Source organism: Cnuella takakiae (assembly GCF_001953305.1).
GTDB lineage: Bacteria > Bacteroidota > Bacteroidia > Chitinophagales > Chitinophagaceae > Flavisolibacter > Flavisolibacter takakiae.
This window is the reverse complement of record NZ_MTFE01000010.1, coordinates 3,263,776-3,284,550: the sequence shown is the minus strand read 5'-3', so window position 1 is coordinate 3,284,550 and position 20,775 is coordinate 3,263,776. Positions and strand designations below refer to the sequence as shown.

Sequence of the window (20,775 nt, the reverse complement as noted above, 5' to 3'; positions counted from 1 at the left end):
AAAGGTGAAGGATAGGTGCAATTATGACAATTGCTTACCTTTGCCATCCCAAAAACTGATAACATATGTATCCCATAGAGATCGTGCAACCCATGAAGGAAGAACTGACAGACTACGGTTTTTCTGAATTGCTGACCCGTGAAGCTGTTGATGAACAACTGGCTAAATTCGGTACTACCCTGGTAATGGTTAATTCGGTTTGCGGCTGTTCGGCTGGCACCGCCCGTCCCGGCACCCTGATGGCAGTGCACAACTCGGCTAAAAAGCCTGATTTTCTCACTACCACCTTCGCTGGTTTCGACACCGAAGCGGTACAGGCTATCCGCCAGCACCTGCTGCCATACCCGCCCTCTTCACCCTGCATCGCCCTGTTTAAAGATGGCCAGTTGGTACACTTTGTAGAGCGCCACATGATTGAAGGCCGCTCTGCCCAGATGATTGCCCAGAACCTGATCGGGGCATTCGAACAGCATTGCAATTAATACCTATATTGGTAGCCTCCCGTCTCAGCAGGCGGGAGGCTTTTTATTGCCTGCCTTTTCCTAAACCGATTTGCCCTGCATGTATCCAAACCTTTACTACGCTTTCAAAGACCTCTTCGGTATTGAATTCACCCCCCTGCGATTTATTAATTCCTTTGGTTTCTTTGTGGCCCTCTGCTTTATTGTAGCTGCTGCACTTGTTACGGCTGAACTGAAACGTAAAAGCAAGGCCGGCCTGTTGGTGCCTTCCGAAACTAGCATTACAGTAGGAGAGCCGGCAGGCATTTCCGAACTGCTGCTCAATTTTTTCCTTGGATTTATTGTGGGTTACAAAATCATAGCCCTCTTTTTCCTGGGCCCTGAAGCCAGTGCCGATCCGCAAGCCTATATTTTTTCAAGTGCAGGTTCCTGGCCGGCAGGCTTGGCCACGGGTGCGCTGTTTGCTTTTTTGAAATGGCAGGAGAAAAACAAAACCAGGCTGGAAAAGCCAGAAACCCGAAAAGTGCGGATCTGGCCCCAAGACAGGGTAGGAGAGATCACCATGCTGGCCCTGGTATTTGGCCTGTTGGGCGCCAAGTTGTTTGATATTTTTGAAAACTGGAGCGATTTCCTCACTCGCCCCATGGCCTATATCCTTTCCGGCGGGGGACTTACCTTTTACGGCGGACTTATTTGCGCCACCATTGCCATTATCATTTTTGCCCGCAAACATAAAATCCCTTTACGTCATCTTGCCGACAGCCTGGCGCCTGCCCTGATGTTGGCTTATGCTATTGGCCGGATTGGCTGCCAGGTGGCTGGCGATGGGGACTGGGGTATTGAAAATACCAGTCCCAATCCTCTTGGCTTTCTGCCCGACTGGATGTGGAGCTACAATTATCCACACAACGTAAATGAGGTTGGCGTACCCATACCGGGCTGCAATGGCCGTTATTGTACCCAACTGCCTACCGGCCATTTTCCTACTCCTTTCTACGAAACGGTGGTTTGCACCCTGCTTTTTGGTGTATTGTGGGCGCTGCGCAAGAAAATCAGGCCTTTTGGAGCCCTTTTCGCGCTTTACCTGATTTTAAATGGGCTGGAACGCTTTTTTATTGAAAAGATCCGGGTTAATAACCGGATGGAATTATTTGGGTTGCACCCTACCCAGGCAGAAGTGATTTCCACAGGGTTGGTATTGGTTGGCATTGGACTTTGGATTTATCTACGCAGGAAAACAGCTCCGGTTACCGCTTCCCGCCAGGCCTGATTTAAGGTTTTGCACATATGCTGCATAAATAAAAAGCCTTACTGCTCAAACAAGTATGCTTTTTGCGCAGGTAATTAAGGCTGAATTGGCTATGAAATTTGACGGAGGAATGTTACCTTTGCAGATCGTTTTCCAAGCTTAACGAAATCTTGGCTACATCCTTCCACCATTTTGCATCTTTTACTCGTATCATATAATAAACAACTAATAATCAATTATGAGGCAGCTTAAAATTGCCACCCAGATCACCAACAGGGATTCCCAGGCGGTCGAGAAGTATCTGCAGGAAATTTCCAAGATACCGATGATCACCCCCGAAGAGGAAACCACCCTGGCCCAGCGGATCAAGATGGGTGACCAACGTGCTTTGGACAAACTGGTACAGGCGAACTTACGTTTCGTGGTATCGGTGGCCAAGCAGTACCAGCACCAGGGTCTTTCGCTCTCCGACCTGATCAATGAGGGTAACCTGGGTCTGATCAAGGCTGCCCAACGCTTCGATGAAACCAAGGGTTTCAAATTCATTTCTTACGCCGTATGGTGGATTCGTCAGAGCATCCTCCAAGCTTTGGCCGAACAGGGTCGTTTGGTGCGTTTGCCCCAGAACAAAATCGGCACCTATAATAAGGCCAATAAGGCATATATGGCATTTGAGCAGGAGCACGAACGCGAGCCTTCTACCGAAGAACTCGCCGACATCCTGGAAATGAGCGAAACCGAGATCAACAATATCTTCCAGAGCAATACCCGCCACACTTCGCTGGATGCACCCGTGCACGAAGCTGAAGACGTAGCTATGGGCGACCTGCTGGAAGGTAGCGACGATACCGATGACGACGTGATGAAAGATTCGCTGCGTGCTGAAATACGCCGCGTACTTAAATCGCTGAGCCCCCGTGAAGCCGAAATTGTAAACGCATATTTCGGACTGGACGGTGAAAACGGTACTACCATCGAACAGATTGGGCAGAAATATGACCTGACCAAGGAGCGTATCCGCCAGATCAAGGAACGTGCAATCAAACGTTTGCAAAAGGCCCGCTACAGCAATGCGCTGAAAGCGTACCTGGGTTAACACATACCTTGGTTTTACACCAGAATTTACAAAAGCCGGCAAATGCCGGCTTTTCTTTTTGCGCTTGGTGTAGCTACCATTTTAGATAAGCTTGTTTGTACCTTCGTGCTGCAATGAAATCAAGCCTTTCCATCCTTTTGCCTCTACTGATGCTGCTGTATGGCTGTGATAAAGCCGTCAGTTTCGACCTGGAAAAATCGGAACCCCGCCTGGTGGTGGAAGCAACCATTGAAAACGGGCAGGCCCCCATGGTGGTACTTACCCGCTCCCAAAGCTATTTCTCGCAAATTTCGGCCGACCTGCTCAATGAAAGCTTTGTAAAGGGTGCAGCAGTTTATGTTTCAAACGGCCAAAAAGAACATAAACTTAAAGAATACGTGGTGTCTGCAGGCGGTTTCAACCTGCGCTATTACACCAACGACAGCAGCCAGCCTGCAACGGCTTTTGTTGGTGAATTAAGAAAGGATTACAGCCTCCGCATTGTTGCAGAAGGACAGGAGTACTCCGCCAAAACCACCATTCCGGATACCACCCGCAGGGTGGACTCACTATGGTGGCGGCCCGTGCCCAATTCAACAGATAATGAAGTCCAGATTTATGTACGGGCAACTGATAAGAAGGGTTATGGCGATTATATCCGGTATTTTACCCGCCGCAACCGGCAGTCATTTTACCCGCCGTTTACTTCCGTTTTCGATGATTTTGTTATAGATGGCACCACCTATGAAATTCAGGTGGAACCTGGCTTCAACCGAAATACTGATTTTGACGATGACACCTACTTTTTCCGCCGCGGGGATACAGTGGGTTTAAAGCTGGCCAATATCGACAAGGCTACCTATGATTTCTGGCGCACCATGGAATACAACTACAGCTCAATCGGTAATCCATTTTCTACGCCCGTGCGGGTTTTGAGCAATATAAGCGGAGGTGCACTGGGCTATTTTGGCGGCTATGCTGCCCAGTACCGAACAATGATAATTCCCAAATAGACCATAATAGAGGGATCATTGACCATGGATCATGGATTATAGACCATGGTCCGCCCACCAGGGTCTTATTCACACCTATCTATCTTCTATCAACATCCTTCTATGTAAGGGTGGCAGCAACCGTTTCCTCCTTAACTTCGCACGGCAAAAATTAAAGTCCCCTTTGAGCATGGATCAAAACAATATAGAAAAGGTAAACTGTCTCATCATAGGTTCCGGCCCTGCGGGTTATACCGCAGCTGTATACGCAGCGCGTGCCAATATGAAACCTGTATTGTACCAGGGTATCCAACCCGGCGGGCAACTGACCATCACCACAGAAGTTGAGAACTATCCTGGTTTTCCCGAAGGCATCCAGGGTCCTGAGCTGATGGTGCATTTCGAAAAGCAGGCTCATCGTATGGGTGCCGATATTCGCTATGGGCTGGCTACACAGGTCGATTTTTCCCAACAGCCATACAAGGTTTGGATTGACGAAGAGAAAATTATAGAAGCCAATGCTGTGATCATATCCACCGGTGCTTCAGCCAAATGGCTGGGCATTGAAAGCGAACAGCGTTTGAACGGTTATGGTGTGAGTGCATGTGCCGTTTGCGATGGCTTCTTTTTCCGCAACAAGGAAGTAGCCATTGTTGGTGCCGGAGATACCGCTGCCGAAGAAGCTCTTTACCTTTCCAAGCTGTGCACCACCGTGCACATGATTGTACGCCGTGAGGAAATGCGTGCTTCCAAGGTGATGCAGGAAAGAGTAAAAGCTACCCCTAACATCAAGATTTACTGGAATAGCATCACCGACGAGATCATCGGTGAAAAGGCGGTAGAAGGGGTACGTATTCACAACACCGCAACCGGCGAAAAGCAGGAAGTTGCCATCAAAGGGTTCTTTGTAGCCATTGGCCACAAGCCCAACTCAGATATTTTCGCGCCATTCCTTGAAATGGACGAAGCCGGTTATATTAAAACCACACCCGGTACCGCAAAAACAAATGTGGAAGGTGTATTTGCTGCAGGCGATGTGCAGGATAAAATTTACCGCCAGGCAGTAACCGCTGCAGGCAGTGGCTGTATGGCTGCACTGGACGCCGAACGTTACCTGAGCGAGAAGGGACTGCATTAATACATTGATAGTTCTGGTTTTTGAACCCAACTCATATATAAAAGCGGATCACACGAGTGGTCCGCTTTTGTTTTTACACCCTATATTGCCCCAGCGTTCCATAGCTTGCCTTTTTTAACTAAAGACTGAACCCTGATGGCTGGAATAATGACCGTTGAACTCCGTGGCCTGCGATTTTTTGGCGAGCATGGTATGTATGCCGAAGAAAAAAAAGTTGGGAATGAATTTGAGGTGGATGTGCTCATCAGCTACCAGGCTCCTGAAGTGCCCATTACCCGTATAGAAGACACGGTGAACTATGTGGAAGTGTACCGCATTGTAGCTGCAGAATTGAGCGACCGCAAGCAATTGCTGGAAACCTGTGCCATGCGTATTTGCGACGACCTCCTGCCTGTTTTCCCCAGGATAAAAAAGGCATTTATCAGCATTCGCAAAACCACGCCTCCCATCACCAACTTTACCGGTTCGGTAGGTGTTTCTTATACCCGTGAATACTAAATACAAACCATGCGATTTCTGCTCACCCTAACCCTTTTCCTGGTACATTGGCTGGCAGCCGGCCAAAATAATGCATCCTTGATCCAGGAGTCCGTTCAGTTGGAACAAAATGCCAATGAACCCGCTGCATTGGATAAATTGAAACAGGTACTCCGCACCGAACCCAATAACTACTACGCACTGTGGAAGTCGAGCGAACTGTACAGCCGTTTAGGCATTTCGCAACGCGATAAGAATAACATGCTTGCCTTTTACAGGGCTGCGCAAAAATCTGCCGAGCAGGCCATCAGGGTGCAGCCCAATGAAGCAGATGGGTATTATGTGCTTTCGGTTGCCATGGGCAGACTTGCCCTTGCAGGTCCCAATAAGGAAAAGATTGCAGCAGTGAAAGCCATCAAAACCAATGCGGAAAAAGCCATCCGGTACAATCCCAACCACGGTCGCGCCTGGCATGTGCTCGGGAAATGGCATTACGAAATCAGCAGCCTCAATTTTGTAGAGCGTACCGCTGTTAAGTTATTTTACGGCGGCTTCCCCGAATCTTCCTACCAGCATAGCATACAGGCTTACGAAAAAGCCCAGAAACTGGAAGCCAACTTTGCGCTCAACTACCTGGAACTCGCCAAGGCTTACCACCAAACAGGCCAGGATGCAAAAGCGCGGACCCTGTTGCAAAAGTTGGCCTCCCTTCCTACCCGTACCGGTGATGACAACCGCATTAAAGCGGAAGGCAAGGCTTTGATGAAAGAACTGGAATGATTTGGTGCAAGGAAAGTGCATGCCAAAAAAACCAGGGAACTTGTACGCTTACCTGATTTCCTTTTTTTGCCACCTGCCGCTATTGAGGTACCAATAGGATAGGCTGAGCATCACGATCCAATAAAGCATTTCGGAAGCCCAACCCCAGATGATGGGCAGGAAATAAACCTCGAGGGTGAGGTATACATAAGCACAATACACAACGATTGCCGCCACTTCAACCAGGAACGTAACCCGGCTATTACCTGTGCCGGTTACCGCTTGAAGCCACACCGTAGCCATGGACATGATGATCATAGCAAATGCTATAAGCCGGAGTACCGGCGTGCCCATACTCACAAATGCTTCGTCCTGGCCAAAAAGGCCGAGGTAAACATGCGGAAAGAGGTTGAGCAGGATACACACCCCAACAGCCATCATCAGGCTAAGCCGCATGATCTTTTTTACCACAGGCAACACTTCTTCTTTCTTGCCCTGCCCAATTACATTGCTCACCATGGTATTGCTGGTAGCTGCAAAAGCCCAAACAAAAACCCCGAAGAACCCAAACACATTGCGCATGGTATTGCTTACTGCAAGGCTGGTTTGGCCATGGTGCTCTACCAGGATGTAAAAAAATACCCAGCTAACGATGGCGATGCCGTGCTGGAAAACAAGCGGTCCCGACATGTCGGCAATGAGTCGTGCATTATGGCCGTCCCAACGAAACCCCTTGAAAAGCGAAAATCGCTTGCTGATGCCTTTAAAATGAATGACCAGGTAGATAATGAACATACCCATGAATTCCGCAATCACGGAGGCATAGGCAGCGCCATTAAAGCCCAGTTCAGGGAAGCCCAGCCGGCCAAAGATCAGCGTGTAGTCAAAAAAGATATTGGCCAATGCTTCAGCAAGGGTGCCGATAACCAGGAACTTGCTTTGGTTGGTACCTACAAGAAGGGCGTTCCGCATCTGGTACACAAACAGAAAGGGTACACCCCATATCCGGATGCGCAGGAAGTCGACCGACATGCGGTAGGTTTCTTCCGAATGCAGGCTGGCTTTTAAAATAACCGGCGCAATGAAATAGGTGATGAGGATGGCGGCAACGGCAATCAGCAGGGCCATCAGGATACCCTGGTTGAAGATCCGGCCAATTTCATCGGGCTTGTTTTCGCCGGCACGCCGGGCAATAAGCGCCTGCAGCCCATTATTGAGTCCATAGCCAATAGAGCCGAAAATAAGGTAATACACCCCCGTAATGCTGGCTGCCGCCAGCGATTGCTCGTTGAGGTGGCCAAGGAAAACATTATTGATGATAAAATTAAGCTGCGGCACCATCATCGCCAGGGAGATGGGCAGCGCTATGTTCAGGATCTGCCGGTTGGTGGTAGCCACCTGTAATTTCGTTTCCATGCGAAGGGCTGCAAGCTACGAAGGCGGCAAGATGAATCGGTCAAATTCTTTGGGAATCTGTATTTTGCGCGCCTTAAATCACGTGTATTGAGGACCCTTTTCGAATCTGGAAGCCTGAGTGATGCAGGCAACGCACCCCTGCTGATGGAGCTGGGTACAGGTTATTGCCTTTTATCACAGCTGGATGGAAAAGGTGCGGAGCCCCGCTTTGCAAGGCTCTGGCAATTCAGTCCCGAAGACCAGGATAGCAGCCTGCAAAAGATCATGGATACGGTGGATGCCGCTGGTATCAGCCGCAATAAGATCCGCGTGGCTTTGGCCCTGCCGCAAACCACCCTTTTGCCCCATCGTTTTGATGGCAAGGCCGACCTGCTGCTGGACGCCCTTTTTCCGGGGCAGGGAAGCGAGGCAAGGGTATATTCCAACGGGCACCACTATGTTTTTGTAGTGCCCCGCCACCTCAATGCCCTATTACACGATAAGTTCAACGAAGTACTGTTTGTACCTGCGTTGGCCTGTACTGCAGCTGCGGAAGAAAGCGGTCCCACCATCCAGGCTTTTTTTATCGACAATGAAATAAGGGTATCGGTACATAACGATGGGCTGCTCCTGTTACAACAGCAGTATGCCTATAAGTCGTCGCTCGATGTTGTGTATTACCTGCTGAAGATCTGTACCGAGTTTGGCTTTAGCCAACAAACTACCGGGCTAGCTCTATCCGGTTTTATTGCTCCCGACTCGGCCTTGTACCAGGAACTGCACCAATACTTCCTGAACATCCATTTCAGCCACGGGGATGCGGTACACTCCGGCGGCACAGATTTGCCCAAACACTTCTTTTCTTCACTGTTCAACCTGGCCCAATGCGCATCATAGGCGGAAATCATGGCGGCAGAAGGATCAACCCACCTGCCCATATGCCCCACACCCGGCCCACAACGGATATTGCCAAGGAGGGGCTGTTCAATATGCTCCAGAATACCCTGGACTTCGAGGAGCTTAAAACCCTCGACCTCTTTGGCGGTACCGGAAGCATTTCTTACGAACTGGCCAGCCGCGGCGTGCCCGACCTAACCATTGTGGAACGCGACAACCAGATGCATGCATTTATCCAGAAAAATGCAACGGCACTAAAGCTCGAGAATTTTAAGGTGATCAAATCGGAGGTCTTCCGCTTTATTGAAACCTGCCGCGAACAATACGACTTTATTTTCGCCGGTCCGCCCTATGCGCTTACCACCATTGATGAGTTGCCGGTAAAAATCTTTGAACACGGTTTGCTAAAGCCTGGTGGCATCTTCGTGCTGGAGCATACGCCCCGTAACGATTACCAACAGCATCCTAACTTTTTTAAAATGAAGAATTACGGCACCACCGTATTTTCTTTTTTCGAAAACAAAGCGGCCAACGAGGATAAGCATGCGTAAAAAAGAAGCACGGGCCTTGTTTCGTGCCAAACGGGCGGCAATCACTGATGCGGAGGCAAACCGCTGGAATGACCTGCTCCTGATTTCCTTTCAACAGGCGGGGCTGCCCTTTGTAGCGAAGGTCCTGAGTTATTACCCATCGGGCGAAAAAGGGGAAGTGGACACTTTCCTGCTGACGCGCTACCTGGCATTTTCCAACCCGGGCGTGGCTATTGCCTTTCCCCGCATCACAACAGATTTCGGGATTGATGCCATCGTGCCGGATAGTGAAGAGGACTTTGTGCCCAATGCTTACGATATCCTGGAGCCTGCAACGGGGCTGAAGCTGGAGCCAGAAGAAGTAGACCTGGTGCTGGTGCCGCTGCTGGCCTATGACCTTCAGGGAAACCGGGCAGGGTACGGAAAAGGTTATTACGACCGGTTTCTGGCAGCCTGCCGGCCGGATTGTCTCAAGGTTGGCCTCAGTTATTTCGAGCCTGTGTCGCTGCTGGAAGACACCCATGAATTTGACATACCTTTAGACCTTTGTATCACTCCTTCAAAGGTTTATGTTTTTTGACTGGTTCCTGAAATCCTTCCGCATTCTTTTACTGCCTTTTGCCCTGCTCTACGGTTTCATCGTAGTGATACGTAACTGGCTGTACGATAAAAAAATATTGCGCTCAGCAAATTTTGGTCTGCCCCTCATTTGTGTGGGTAACCTTTCTGTTGGGGGTACGGGCAAATCGCCCATGGTAGAACTGCTGGTGCGCCAGCTAACCCGTCACTTTAAGGTGGCCACCCTTAGCCGGGGGTATAAACGGAAAACAAGGGGATATGCCCTGGCTACCGAAAACACTACCGCCATCGATATTGGCGATGAGCCCATGCAGTTTCACCGCAAATTCCCCGGGGTACCGGTGGCAGTAGGCGAGGAGCGCATTGTAGCCATTCCACAACTGCTGCACGACCGGCCTGATACGGAAGTGGTGATCCTGGATGACGCCTTCCAGCACCGCGCCATTAAGCCCGGGCTGAACATCCTGCTTACCGATTGCGGCAACCTGTACACCCGCGATTTCTTTTTACCTGCCGGCGACCTCCGCGACAGCCGCCATGCTGCCGGAAGGGCGGATATCATTGTCGTTACCAAATGCCCGGCCCAAATGGGTACTGGCGAGGCGGAAGCCATACGTCGGGAAATAAGCCCCAGGGAACACCAGCAGCTATATTTTACGACCATCGCCTATGGCATGCCGTACCATATCACCCATATGGCACCGGTTATCATTGATGCCGACACCGAAGTATTGCTGGTAACGGGTATTGCCAATCCAAAGCCGCTGAAAACCTACCTGGAAGACCAGGTACATACTTACCACCTGATGCAGTATGGCGACCACCACATTTTTACCATTGATGATTTCAGGGATATAAAAAAACGTTTTGAAAACCTCACCAACCCTAAAAAGATCATCCTCACTACAGAGAAGGATGCCATGCGCCTGGAAAAATTTGCCAGCGAAATCAATGGCATGCCTTTTTCAGTCCTGCCTATTGAACACCGGTTTCTTTTTGAAGGTGAGCATCGGTTTATAGAAACAGTCGTTACATTCATTAAGAATTTTAAAAAGCCGGAGTAGAACGCATGGGACGAAAAAATAGCCAAAAGAAAGGACGCAACAGGAAAGAGGGTAGCGGTGGTGGCGGTGGCAGCCAGCAGGTGCAGGGTCGATTGGAAGTAACCCGTTCGGGTATGGGTTTCGTGGTGGTGGAAGGCGTTGATGCCGACATCATGGTTAAACCCAACGATTTTAATACCGCCCTCAACGGGGATACCGTTAAGGTGCGCATCAACAGCAGCCGGGAAGGCCGCAGGGTGCAGGGCGTGGTAACGGAAGTGGTTAACCGCAAACAAACAGAGTTTATAGGTACCCTGCAAATGAATAAAGGCTTTGCCTTCTTTGTAGCCGATTCAGAACGCAGGATGCCTGATATTTTTATTCCCTCATCCGCTTTTAACGAAGCCAAAGATGGCGAAAGGGTAGTGGTACGGCTAACCAAGTGGAGCGAGGAAAGCGGCAAAAGGCCGGAGGGTGAAGTGGTAACCGTACTCAACGAAAACCCGGGCCAAGTGGCCATGAAGGAAATACTGCTGGAGAATGGCTTTCCCCTCGAGTTCCCGGATGATGCCATGGAAGAGGCGGCCCGCATACCGGATACCATCCCGCAAAGTGAAATTGATAAACGCCGCGATTTTCGCAACATCCTCACCTTTACCATCGACCCCGTTGATGCAAAAGACTTTGATGATGCGCTTTCCATAAAAGTGTTGCCCAACGGCAACTATGAAATAGGCGTGCACATTGCCGACGTAAGTCACTATGTTACGCCCAATACCGCATTGGACGAGATAGCCTACCACAAGGCCACATCGGTGTACCTGCCCGACAGGGTGAACCCCATGTTGCCCGAGCATATTTCCAATGTATTGTGCTCGCTTCGGCCCAAAGAGGACAAGCTTACCTTTTCCGCTGTTTTTGAAATGACACCCAAGGGTGTGGTAAAAAAACACTGGGTAGGTCGCACCGTCATCCACTCCGATCACCGCTTTACTTATGAAGACGTACAGGAGATCATCGAAAAGGGTGAAGGTTTGTATAGCGATGAAGTGATGATCCTGCACAGCATTGCCCAGCGCATCCGCAAGAAGCGTTTTGAAAATGGCGCCATCTCTTTCTCTTCCCAGGAGGTGCGGTTTAAGCTCGATGAAACCGGCAAACCAATTGGTATTGTTGTAAAAGAAAGCAAGGAATCGCACCAGCTGATCGAAGAGTTTATGCTGCTGGCCAACCAGGTGGTGGCAACGGTGGTATCCAAGGTAAAGGTGAACAAGGATCCCATTCCTTTCCCTTACCGGGTACATGACCTGCCATCGGAAGAAAAGCTCACGCCTTTTATTGCTTTTGCCCGCAAGTTTGGCCATAAGTTCGACCTCAGTACGCCGGATAAGATTGCCGAATCATTCAACGCCATGCTGGAAGATGTAAAAGGCAAACCCGAGCAACACGTGCTGGAGCAACTGGGTATCCGCACCATGGCAAAAGCTGCTTACACCATTGAAAATATAGGGCACTACGGTCTCGGATTCGAAAATTACTGCCACTTTACTTCGCCCATTCGCCGGTACCCCGACGTGCTGGCCCACCGCATCCTTCAGGAGGTGCTTGACGGCGATATACATATCGACAAAAAGCTGGAGCAAAAGTGTAAGCATTGTTCGGAAAGAGAACGTGCCGCCATGGAAGCAGAACGTGCCGCCAACAAATACAAGCAGGTAGAGTTTATGCAGCAGTTCCTGGGCGATGAATTTGACGGGGTGGTTTCAGGGGTTTCTTCTTTTGGCTTTTGGGTAGAAACCGTGGAGCACAAATGTGAGGGCCTGGTAAGTATTGCCTCCCTTTCAGATTATGATGATTTCAGGCATGTAGAATCAGATTATATGCTGGTGGGAGGCCGCAGTGGCCGCCGCTTTCGCATAGGCGATAAAGTACGGATACGAGTAGTGGCTGCTAACCTTACCAAGCGGCAATTGGACTACGAATGGGTACTTACTGCCATTCCTGAACCCGACGAGGAAGGCGCAGCTGAAAAGCCAAAAGCCAAAAAGACACGGGCACCTAAGGCAAAGGTTGATAAACCCAAAACAACTAAAGCCACCAAGGAGAAAACAGAAAAGCCCAAACGCAAAAATAAAAAAGAAGAATAGCATTTGTAAAAGCTACAAGCTATGAGCTGCAAGCTTCAATGGTCTTTTATCTGTATGCAACTAAATATAGAAGAAGCTCCGGCACTTCCGGGGCTTCTTCTATGCAACCTGTCGTAACAACAATCTATGATACCACTTTCAAGTAGGTAGTACAGTAATATCGGAGTGTGTCATGCCGAAACAAGTCAGGCATGACAGTCGCCTATTGTACAAACCACACTACCTAGGTGGAAATAGTATTGGTGGGGCCTTATCTTTGGCCCTCTACCATTTTCACATGCAAACATTCGAGCAGCTTTCTGTCCAGTTTACCGGTTTTTTCAACCGCGATCATTTCCCGCAAACACCTGCAACGCTATACGATCCCAACCGCTACTTTTTACAGTTGGGAGGTAAAAGGGTAAGGCCCATTTTAACCCTCATGGGAAATGAGTTGTTTGATGTCATTGTACCTGATGCATGGAAAGTGGGAACGGCGGTGGAATTGTTTCACAACTTCACACTGGTTCACGATGATATCATGGACCGGGCACCTCTGCGCCGCGGCATGGTAACCGTGCATGAAAAATTTGGCGAAAGCACTGCACTGCTGGCTGGCGATGTGATGCTGGTGGCTGCTTACGAATACCTGCAACAAATCGATGCCAAGTACCTGGTGCGCATCCTGCCGCTGTTTAATAAAACAGCCAGGGAAGTATGCGAAGGCCAGCAACTGGATATGGACTTTGAAAGCCGCGATGAGGTAAGTCTCGAAGAGTACGAGCACATGATCAGCCTTAAAACATCGGTATTGCTGGCGGCAAGCCTGAAGATGGGTGCCATTCTGGGCGGTGCATCGGATCGCAACCAGGGATTGCTGTACGAGTTCGGCCGCAAGGTGGGTTTAGCCTTTCAGGTGCAGGACGATTACCTGGATGCATTTGGCGATCCTGAAAAATTTGGCAAACAGGTAGGTGGCGATATTTTAGCCAATAAAAAAACCTTCCTGTTGATTCATGCCCTGGAAACCGCACCCAAGGAAGACAAAGAAGCACTGGAACAATTGCTGTTGTCGAACAGTGACCATAAAGTAGCCGAAGTAATCTCCATTTTCCGCAAATGTGGCGTGGACGACTGGGCTCGCCACCTCAAAGAACAGTACCTGCAACAAGCCTTACAGCACCTGGAAGATGTAGCTGTAGTATCCAACCGCAAGCAACCCCTTACCGACCTTGCTCATTACCTGGTATCAAGGGACAAGTAAACACCCGTATATGACACCCACCACGAACACCAACATTTTTTCAAGCTTGCAAAGGATCAGGGCCATGGCCGACACGGGACTGCTCTATGCTAAAGACGAATTTGACCGCGAACGCTATACCGAGTTGCGGGAGATCAGCGGAAGGCTCCTGGAAAACGAAGCCGGTTTTGCTTCGGGTACCCTGGAGCATGCTTTGCCGCCTCCCAAAGATTATCCCACGCCCAAAGTGGATGTGCGCGCATTTATCCTGAATGATAAAGGGCAAGTATTGCTGGTGCGCGAACAGGTGGATGGCTGCTGGACCCTCCCCGGTGGCTGGGCCGATATAGGTTTTACCCCTGCGGAAAATGTCATCAAAGAATGCCGCGAAGAAGCAGGCATTGAAGTAACAGTGGGTCGGCTGCTGGCCATCTTTGATAAAAAGATGCACCCTCATCCGCCCGAACCCTATTATATCTATAAACTGATGTTTCATTGTACCACGGAAACACAAACCCTGCAGCCTGGGCATGATGTACTGGAGGTGGCTTATTTCGACAGGGACAAACTGCCCCCGCTTTCTGAAGTACGCATTTTAAAAAGCCAGATCGACTTATTGTATCAGCAACTGGAAAGTAATAACCTGGTGCCAGTAGTTGATTAAGACCGGGTGTTGCAAACATCACTGGTGTACGCCATAAGCTTTGTACCAGTAATTGTTTGCAAAGCATCCAAATTATCAAAACAGTAGGCAAAGACACTTTTATAAAAACAAGAAAAGGTTAACTAGCTGAACAACCACGTATATAAACCCGTTTTGATGTATGTGAGATAACCTACATTCTGGTAGCACATTCTTTGTGCGCTTCCCCGCCTTTGCTTTATTTTGCCGCCTTAAATCATCCATTGAATGTCGCATTCCATTTTCCGGAGAAAACCCATTAAGAGTATCATGCACGACAAGGGCGATGCAGAAGCGCATGCCCATGAGGGATTGAGCCGGGTACTTACTGTAAGGGATCTCACCTTTTTTGGCATTGCGGCAATCATTGGCGCGGGATCGTTCAGTAGTTTGGGTGCAGCAGTTTTTACGGGCGGTCCGGGTGTGGTATTGCTCTTTATTATCTGCGGCATTGCCTGTGGCTTTACAGCATTTTGCTATGCAGAATTTGCCAGCCGTATTCCTGTTGCAGGTAGCGCCTATACTTATGCTTATGCTTCCTTTGGTGAACTCTTTGCCTGGGTGATAGGCTGGGCACTTGTAATGGAATATTCTATTGGCAACATCTATGTGGCCTTTTCCTGGAGCGACTATTTTACTTCCCTGCTCGAAAGACTGGGCATGCACATACCTGCTTACCTGTCCACCTCCTACAACGAAGCAAAGCATGCCATTGAAGCTGGTTCGTCGCACCAGGAGTCCATTGCTGCATGGAACACCGCACCACTGGTGGGCGGCATGCGCTTTATTGTGGACCTGCCCGCAATCGCTATCAATGCCATGATCACTTTGCTGGTATATCGCGGCATCAAAGAATCCCGCAATTTCAGCAATGTAATGGTGGTACTTAAGCTGGCCGTGATCGCCATCGTGATCATTGTAGGTGCTTTTTATATTGATACCGCCAATTGGACGCCTATGAACGAAACCGGTGTACGCTCTTTCCTGCCCAATGGTTTTGGCGGGGTGATGCTGGCCGTTGCCGGTGTGTTTTACGCTTATATTGGTTTTGATGCGGTAAGCGTACTGGCTGAAGAAAGCAAAAACCCCCAACGCGACCTTCCCCGGGGAATGATCTACTCCCTGGTGATCTGTACGATAGTCTATATCATCCTGGCGCTGGTACTTACCGGCGTGGTAGATTACAAGCAATTTGATGGCATCGGCGATCCGCTGGCCTTTATTTTTGAAGTTAAAGGTGTTGCCTGGATGCAATTCCTGGTATCGCTGGTAGCCGTTGTGGCTATGACATCCGTACTGCTGGTTTTCCAGATGGGCCAGCCCCGTATCTGGATGAGCATCAGCCGCGATGGTTTGCTGCCGCCGGCCTTTCAGCGCATTCACCCCAATTACAAAACGCCTTCCTTCTCTACCGTGCTGACCGGCTTTATGGTAGGTACGCCCATATTGTTTACCGACAAAACCTTCGTCCTCGATTTTACATCCATCGGTACCCTCTTTGCCTTTGTGCTGGTATGTGGTGGGGTTTTGTTGCTGCCACAAAAAGAAAAGGTGCCAGGTCGATTCCATATGCCTTTTATCAATGCCCGGCTGATCTATCCCGCAATCATCCTCTTTGCGCTGGTGTTGGTGGGCAGCCTTGCACCCCGTTATTTTTCTGAACTGCTCAATGGCGACTTCAACGACTATACCGATGCCGCAGGAAAGGATTACCTCTTTCAAACCGGGGCGGTAAAAATCGCCACCATCGTGTTCTGGGTTATTTGCCTGGTGCTGGCCGCCCTTGCATTTTTGCGCAAATTGTCGCTTATTCCCCTGCTTGGACTGACCACCTGCCTCTACCTGCTTACCGGCATGTCGGCAACCAACTGGAAATGGTTCTTTATATGGTTTGCCCTTGGATTGGTGGTATACTTTATGTACGGTTACCGCCGCAGCAAGCTCCATCCGGGACAGGCTTAAATACCTGCATAATAAAACAGGCGCCTGAAGCGTTTGGTTACCTGTTGTGTTCAGTGGCTGCATGCAGCCATTAACCCTAATCTTACCATGATGAAAAACACTGTACGGAAATTGATCCTGCCCTTGATTTTGGTTTTATCCGGTTGCGGACTCCTGTTCTTCAGCACGGGTTGCTCCAAAGAAGTGTCGCAGGAAGAAGGATTGGATACGGGCTATTTCTTCCGCTTTACCCTCGATGGGCAGGCCAAGGATTACAAGGAAAATATCCTTGCCGAGCGGCGCCTGGAACCAAGTCTGGAAACCATCATCATCCAGGGCTTGGCCGATCTTTCAACCGACCCTTCGGGTATGCTGCTGGTGCTGGCTGAACAACCACCTGTAATAACGAAAACCTATCCCGAAGTTCCAGGCAGGGACGCGCCGGCAATGGCCTTTACCGATTCGATAGGTACCGTATTTACCAACCTGTTTGTACCCACCGCCAGCGGTTTTGAACTTACCATCAGCCAGATCAGCTCGGGCACCGTACGGGGCACCTTCAAAGGACAGATGGCAGATGCCAACGGAAATATCCATAACGTAACCGATGGTGTGTTTTACGCACCTTTCCGTTAAGCACAAAATATTATTAGCATTTACAAAAGGAGCGCGGGTTATTCCGCGCTCCTTTTGTGCTTAATTTTACCGGCCGGTTGCATACCGGCAAACAACAGAAAAAGCATACAATGAAATTCCAGGTAGGCGATAAGGTTTTGGTGAAGCACAGCAACGAAGAAGGCGAGGTAATCGAAATCATCAACAAGGAAATGGTGATGGTGGAAGTGCGGGGCGTACGTTTTCCTGCTTATATCGACCAGCTCGATTTTCCTTATTTCAAACGCTTCAGCGAAAAGAAGATGTTTGGTGCCAAGAAGGAAAAGCGCTACGTGGAAGACCTGCCAAAAGACAAGGTAAAAGGACCCAGGATCATCGATGGGGTTTGGTTGTCTTTCCTGCCTGTTTTTGACACCGATGAATTTGGCGATGATGTGGTGGAGCTGCTGAAAGTGCACCTGATTAACCGAACCGAAAGAACTTTTAAATTCAAATACAAGCTCCAGTTTTTTGGAGACAATGAATTTGAGCTGAAAGGTGAGATCAACCCGCAACAGGATTTTTACCTCCATGATATTCCTTTTGGCGACATGAGCGATAACCCGCAGTTCCAGTTCGAGTTCTCCTTACCCGAACCTGAAAAAGGAAAGGCGCCGTTTTTTGAAACCAATACCAAGCTGAAAGGCAAACAGATCTTCCAGCAGATTCAACAGATCCAGGAAAAAGGCGAGCCTACATTCAAGTACCGCTTGTTTGAGCACTATCCCGAGGCAGTGAAAGAAGAACCCGTTGGCCTTGATCTTTCCTCGTTGGTAGCCAAAGGCGTGAAGGTGTACAACGCCAAAGAAGCACGCCGCCACCTGCCACCCGCCCGCTCCGTAGTGGACCTGCACATCGAAAAACTGGAGGACAGTTGGGAGTACCTTACCAATGCCGAAATTCTCGATATCCAGCTCCGTGAATTTGAAAAATGGTATGAGCTTGCCGTAGCACACCACCTGCCGCACCTGATTATGATTCATGGTGTGGGTACGGGCAAACTACGCGATGAAATACACGATGCGCTCCGCCTTAAACGTGAAGTAAAATCTTTTGTAAACCGATACCACCCGGCTTATGGCTATGGGGCAACGGAGATATATTTTTAGGAGGAATGAGTGAGAAGTGAAGGGTGAGGAGTATTTAGAAATGAGTAGCGGATATTGAATATGATGAACCTCTATTGTCATCCGGGTACCAAAATGATTAAGGTTTTTCAATTTTAAAGCAATAGTAAAAGCTTCATGTTTTTTCTAAGACATGCCCATGTCTAAATTTTAATAAGTTGGCCTTCCATGATTCCTTTTCTCACCAATAACGCTTCACTAATCACTCATCACCCATTCCTCATTACCTTTGCCCCACTGCAAGCCGCGTTATCGGGCCGTGCCTAGCGCAGGGTCAGGAAAGTCTGGACAGCATAGGGCAGCGCCTCCTGCTAACGGCAGGACATCCTGGTAAAACGGGATCGAGACAGTGCCACAGAAAATTACCGCTCTTCTTGTAAGGGTAAGGGTGAAAACGTGGGGTAAGAGCCCACGGCAATGGTTGGAGACAGCCATTGGGGGTAAACCTGGCGTGCTGAAATGCCATGTATAGAACTGGTTGGGAGCGGCCCGTTCCCGCTGCAGCCTTCGGGCGGCACACGGTTCAGGGTAGGCAGATACAGGTGTCTGGCAACAGGCATCGCAGATAAATGATAACGGACCCGTGCAAACGGGATGACAGAATCCGGCTTACAGGCTTGCAGTTTTTAAAACAACACTCCTTGTCCCACCAAAGGGGAAACTTAGGTCAAAGCAGTCTCAAATACAACAGCGCCCCTCCTGAACAGAGGGGCGCTGTTGTATTGTACCAAACCTACCTTAAGCTGTTTGTAAATAGGGCAGGGGCTCCGTCTCAAATTCCACTTTTAGGAGGACAGGAGGTGTTTTAGAAGAGCAGGGGTTTTATCAGGCCAGGCGCTCCCTCCATCAACCAGGCAATACCCAAGTGCACCACCAGGCCTCCCCAGATGCTTTGGGTGCGATAGGAAACAATACCAAGCAACATGCCCCCGAAAAAAGAAGAGATGCATTCTCCTAAAGGTTTGCCGAAATGGATAACACAATAAAAGGCAGCCATGGGCAGGATGGCTTGGGCACCAGCCCATCGGGCAAAATAAATGACCAGGAAGCCCCGGAAAAAAAGTTCGATGGTGATGAAATCGCTGCCATAAGCCAGTTCAAAAAGAAGCACCTGGTACCAGTTGGCAGTGCTGCCTTTTGGAAAGGCATGTTGCAGCTTGGGATAAACAGTCTGGAAGTCGGGCTGGGTGGCGGCAAGCATTACCAGTGGCACCATTACCAGGAGCATCAGCCAATAGGTTTGCATGCTTGTGGAGGGGGTACGCAAACCCATCCAGCGTTCGTCTTTGCCTGCCAGCAGCCAAACCACCCAAAGGGCCAGACAGATGCCCAACACTTTGGCGGGGAAATATATAACCTGGTTCCAAAATAAGCTATGTGGCTGGTTGCTGAACGGGTGTATGGGCCAGGTCATTTTCCAGGCAAAGAGGAGTGGCGCCGCCAGCAGCAAACCCGCAAAGGTGGCGTGCCGGTGATAGGAGCGGGGCTCGAGCCAACGGTACAACAGGTAAGGTACCCCGAGCGAGATCAACAGCAGGCAAAACCAGCCGGCCATTTGCCCGGGAAGGGAGTGCTGGTAAAGCCATTGGTTGAGTCCCCACCGGTAATTGATCAACACCAGCATTGCCAGCAGCGCAAGGGTAAGCAGGTGCACCGGCCAGTTGGCCTGCACCAGGTAAGCGCGTATATACCCAAGGATGGCTTTCATGCGCGGCGAATGTCGGATAAAAGCGGCAGCAAGACTTCGTAGCCGCTGGTTTCTATATTCCTTATTTTTAGCAAAACCATTTTATGCGCTCCTTCACCCTTGTGCTTGCCCTTGTACTGTGTTCGTTTGCCGCGCTGAGCCAGAAAACATCCGCGCCCCGTATCAACCATATCGCCCTTTATACCCAAAACCTGGAAAAGAGTACCCGCTTTTACCGCGACCTGCTGGGGCTGGATACCATCCCGGAACCTTTCCACGATGGTAAGCATACCTGGTTTACCATTGGCAGCGGCGGCGCTGCCCTCCACCTGATAGAAGGCCTGGGCGCACCGGTTGACCAAAACAAGAACACCCATCTTTGTTTTTCGGTACCACAGTTGCAGCCGCTGATTAGCAAACTCTCCGCTGCTGGTGTGCCTTACGAAGACTGGCCCGGTAAATCCTCTAGCATTACTACCCGCATAGACGGTGTACACCAGATATATTTTAAAGACCTCGATGGACATTGGCTTGAGGTAAATGATGAACAGAAATAGGGTATAGAATAGCTTTCGTTTTTTGAGTAGTAAAAGAAAAGAATCCAGTTTCGTTTTCGAGTAGTTACTACTCAAAAAACGAAACTGGATAAAGATGAAAATCAAATAAATAGTACCATATAGGGGTAGTGTACAACCTACTGATAATTTCGTAAATACAACT

General features: G+C 49.5%; 20 protein-coding genes and 1 other RNA gene. 19 read left to right on the top strand and 2 right to left on the bottom strand.

Annotated features, from left to right (window positions below; all coding sequences use genetic code 11):
• Window positions 1-65 precede the first annotated feature (65 nt).
• From BUE76_RS14300 to BUE76_RS14270, 7 genes are all read left to right on the top strand, one after another.
• Window positions 66-482, top strand: a complete 417-nt coding sequence (locus BUE76_RS14300) for a BrxA/BrxB family bacilliredoxin (RefSeq protein ID WP_073041061.1) — start codon at window positions 66-68, stop codon at window positions 480-482.
• A gap of 79 nt (window positions 483-561) precedes the next feature.
• On the top strand, window positions 562-1,731 hold the full coding sequence (locus tag BUE76_RS14295; RefSeq protein ID WP_073041059.1) for a prolipoprotein diacylglyceryl transferase: 1,170 nt from the start codon (window positions 562-564) through the stop codon (window positions 1,729-1,731).
• 217 nt (window positions 1,732-1,948) lie between these two features.
• A complete protein-coding gene (locus tag BUE76_RS14290; RefSeq protein ID WP_073041057.1) occupies window positions 1,949-2,806 on the top strand; it encodes a sigma-70 family RNA polymerase sigma factor in 858 nt (285 codons plus the stop codon).
• A 113-nt stretch (window positions 2,807-2,919) separates the two neighbouring features.
• Complete coding sequence (locus BUE76_RS14285; RefSeq protein WP_073041055.1) at window positions 2,920-3,798, top strand: DUF4249 domain-containing protein; 879 nt, start codon at window positions 2,920-2,922, stop codon at window positions 3,796-3,798.
• Between the two features lie 169 nt (window positions 3,799-3,967).
• Window positions 3,968-4,915, top strand: coding sequence for a thioredoxin-disulfide reductase (gene trxB / locus BUE76_RS14280; RefSeq protein WP_073041053.1), 948 nt, complete (start codon window positions 3,968-3,970; stop codon window positions 4,913-4,915).
• A gap of 135 nt (window positions 4,916-5,050) precedes the next feature.
• Window positions 5,051-5,413 (top strand): dihydroneopterin aldolase, encoded by a 363-nt coding sequence (gene folB / locus BUE76_RS14275; RefSeq protein WP_073041052.1) that lies wholly within the window; start codon window positions 5,051-5,053, stop codon window positions 5,411-5,413.
• Window positions 5,414-5,422: 9 nt separating this feature from the next.
• Window positions 5,423-6,172 (top strand): tetratricopeptide repeat protein, encoded by a 750-nt coding sequence (locus tag BUE76_RS14270; protein ID WP_073041050.1) that lies wholly within the window; start codon window positions 5,423-5,425, stop codon window positions 6,170-6,172.
• A 48-nt stretch (window positions 6,173-6,220) separates the two neighbouring features.
• Here the strand turns inward: BUE76_RS14270 and BUE76_RS14265 are convergent, their stop codons facing one another.
• Window positions 6,221-7,567 carry an MATE family efflux transporter gene (locus tag BUE76_RS14265; protein WP_073041048.1) on the bottom strand — a complete coding sequence of 449 codons (1,347 nt, stop codon included), beginning with the start codon at window positions 7,565-7,567 and terminating at the stop codon, window positions 6,221-6,223.
• A gap of 87 nt (window positions 7,568-7,654) precedes the next feature.
• Between BUE76_RS14265 and BUE76_RS14260 the strand changes: the two genes are divergently transcribed.
• The 11 genes from BUE76_RS14260 (at window position 7,655) to rnpB (ending at window position 18,996) form a co-directional block, all read left to right on the top strand.
• On the top strand, window positions 7,655-8,443 hold the full coding sequence (locus BUE76_RS14260; protein ID WP_073041045.1) for a DUF3822 family protein: 789 nt from the start codon (window positions 7,655-7,657) through the stop codon (window positions 8,441-8,443).
• A complete protein-coding gene (locus tag BUE76_RS14255) occupies window positions 8,431-8,994 on the top strand; it encodes an RsmD family RNA methyltransferase (protein ID WP_073041044.1) in 564 nt (187 codons plus the stop codon). The genes BUE76_RS14260 and BUE76_RS14255 overlap by 13 nt, the downstream gene beginning before the upstream one ends.
• Window positions 8,987-9,553, top strand: coding sequence for a 5-formyltetrahydrofolate cyclo-ligase (locus BUE76_RS14250; RefSeq protein WP_073041041.1), 567 nt, complete (start codon window positions 8,987-8,989; stop codon window positions 9,551-9,553). The genes BUE76_RS14255 and BUE76_RS14250 overlap by 8 nt, the downstream gene beginning before the upstream one ends.
• A complete protein-coding gene (gene lpxK, locus BUE76_RS14245) occupies window positions 9,543-10,616 on the top strand; it encodes a tetraacyldisaccharide 4'-kinase (RefSeq protein WP_073041039.1) in 1,074 nt (357 codons plus the stop codon). The genes BUE76_RS14250 and lpxK overlap by 11 nt, the downstream gene beginning before the upstream one ends.
• Window positions 10,617-10,621: 5 nt before the next feature.
• Window positions 10,622-12,742, top strand: a complete 2,121-nt coding sequence (rnr, locus tag BUE76_RS14240; RefSeq protein WP_083596396.1) for a ribonuclease R — start codon at window positions 10,622-10,624, stop codon at window positions 12,740-12,742.
• 277 nt (window positions 12,743-13,019) lie between these two features.
• Window positions 13,020-13,985 (top strand): polyprenyl synthetase family protein, encoded by a 966-nt coding sequence (locus tag BUE76_RS14235; RefSeq protein WP_073041037.1) that lies wholly within the window; start codon window positions 13,020-13,022, stop codon window positions 13,983-13,985.
• Between the two features lie 10 nt (window positions 13,986-13,995).
• On the top strand, window positions 13,996-14,628 hold the full coding sequence (locus tag BUE76_RS14230; protein WP_073041035.1) for an NUDIX hydrolase: 633 nt from the start codon (window positions 13,996-13,998) through the stop codon (window positions 14,626-14,628).
• A gap of 246 nt (window positions 14,629-14,874) precedes the next feature.
• Window positions 14,875-16,608, top strand: coding sequence for an amino acid permease (locus BUE76_RS14225; protein WP_083596395.1), 1,734 nt, complete (start codon window positions 14,875-14,877; stop codon window positions 16,606-16,608).
• A gap of 90 nt (window positions 16,609-16,698) precedes the next feature.
• The gene (locus BUE76_RS14220) at window positions 16,699-17,223 is read left to right on the top strand and encodes a hypothetical protein (protein WP_073041031.1); all 525 of its coding nucleotides are present in this window, start codon (window positions 16,699-16,701) and stop codon (window positions 17,221-17,223) included.
• Between the two features lie 110 nt (window positions 17,224-17,333).
• A complete protein-coding gene (locus BUE76_RS14215) occupies window positions 17,334-18,350 on the top strand; it encodes a Smr/MutS family protein (RefSeq protein ID WP_073041551.1) in 1,017 nt (338 codons plus the stop codon).
• A gap of 254 nt (window positions 18,351-18,604) precedes the next feature.
• An RNA gene (gene rnpB, locus BUE76_RS14210) (RNase P RNA component class A) lies at window positions 18,605-18,996 on the top strand.
• 177 nt (window positions 18,997-19,173) lie between these two features.
• Here rnpB and BUE76_RS14205 read toward each other — a convergent pair.
• The gene (locus tag BUE76_RS14205) at window positions 19,174-20,076 is read right to left on the bottom strand and encodes a CPBP family intramembrane glutamic endopeptidase (RefSeq protein WP_073041029.1); all 903 of its coding nucleotides are present in this window, start codon (window positions 20,074-20,076) and stop codon (window positions 19,174-19,176) included.
• An 83-nt stretch (window positions 20,077-20,159) separates the two neighbouring features.
• On the opposite strand from BUE76_RS14205, the gene BUE76_RS14200 reads away from it, so the two are divergent.
• Window positions 20,160-20,612, top strand: coding sequence for a VOC family protein (locus BUE76_RS14200; protein WP_073041026.1), 453 nt, complete (start codon window positions 20,160-20,162; stop codon window positions 20,610-20,612).
• Window positions 20,613-20,775 lie beyond the last annotated feature (163 nt).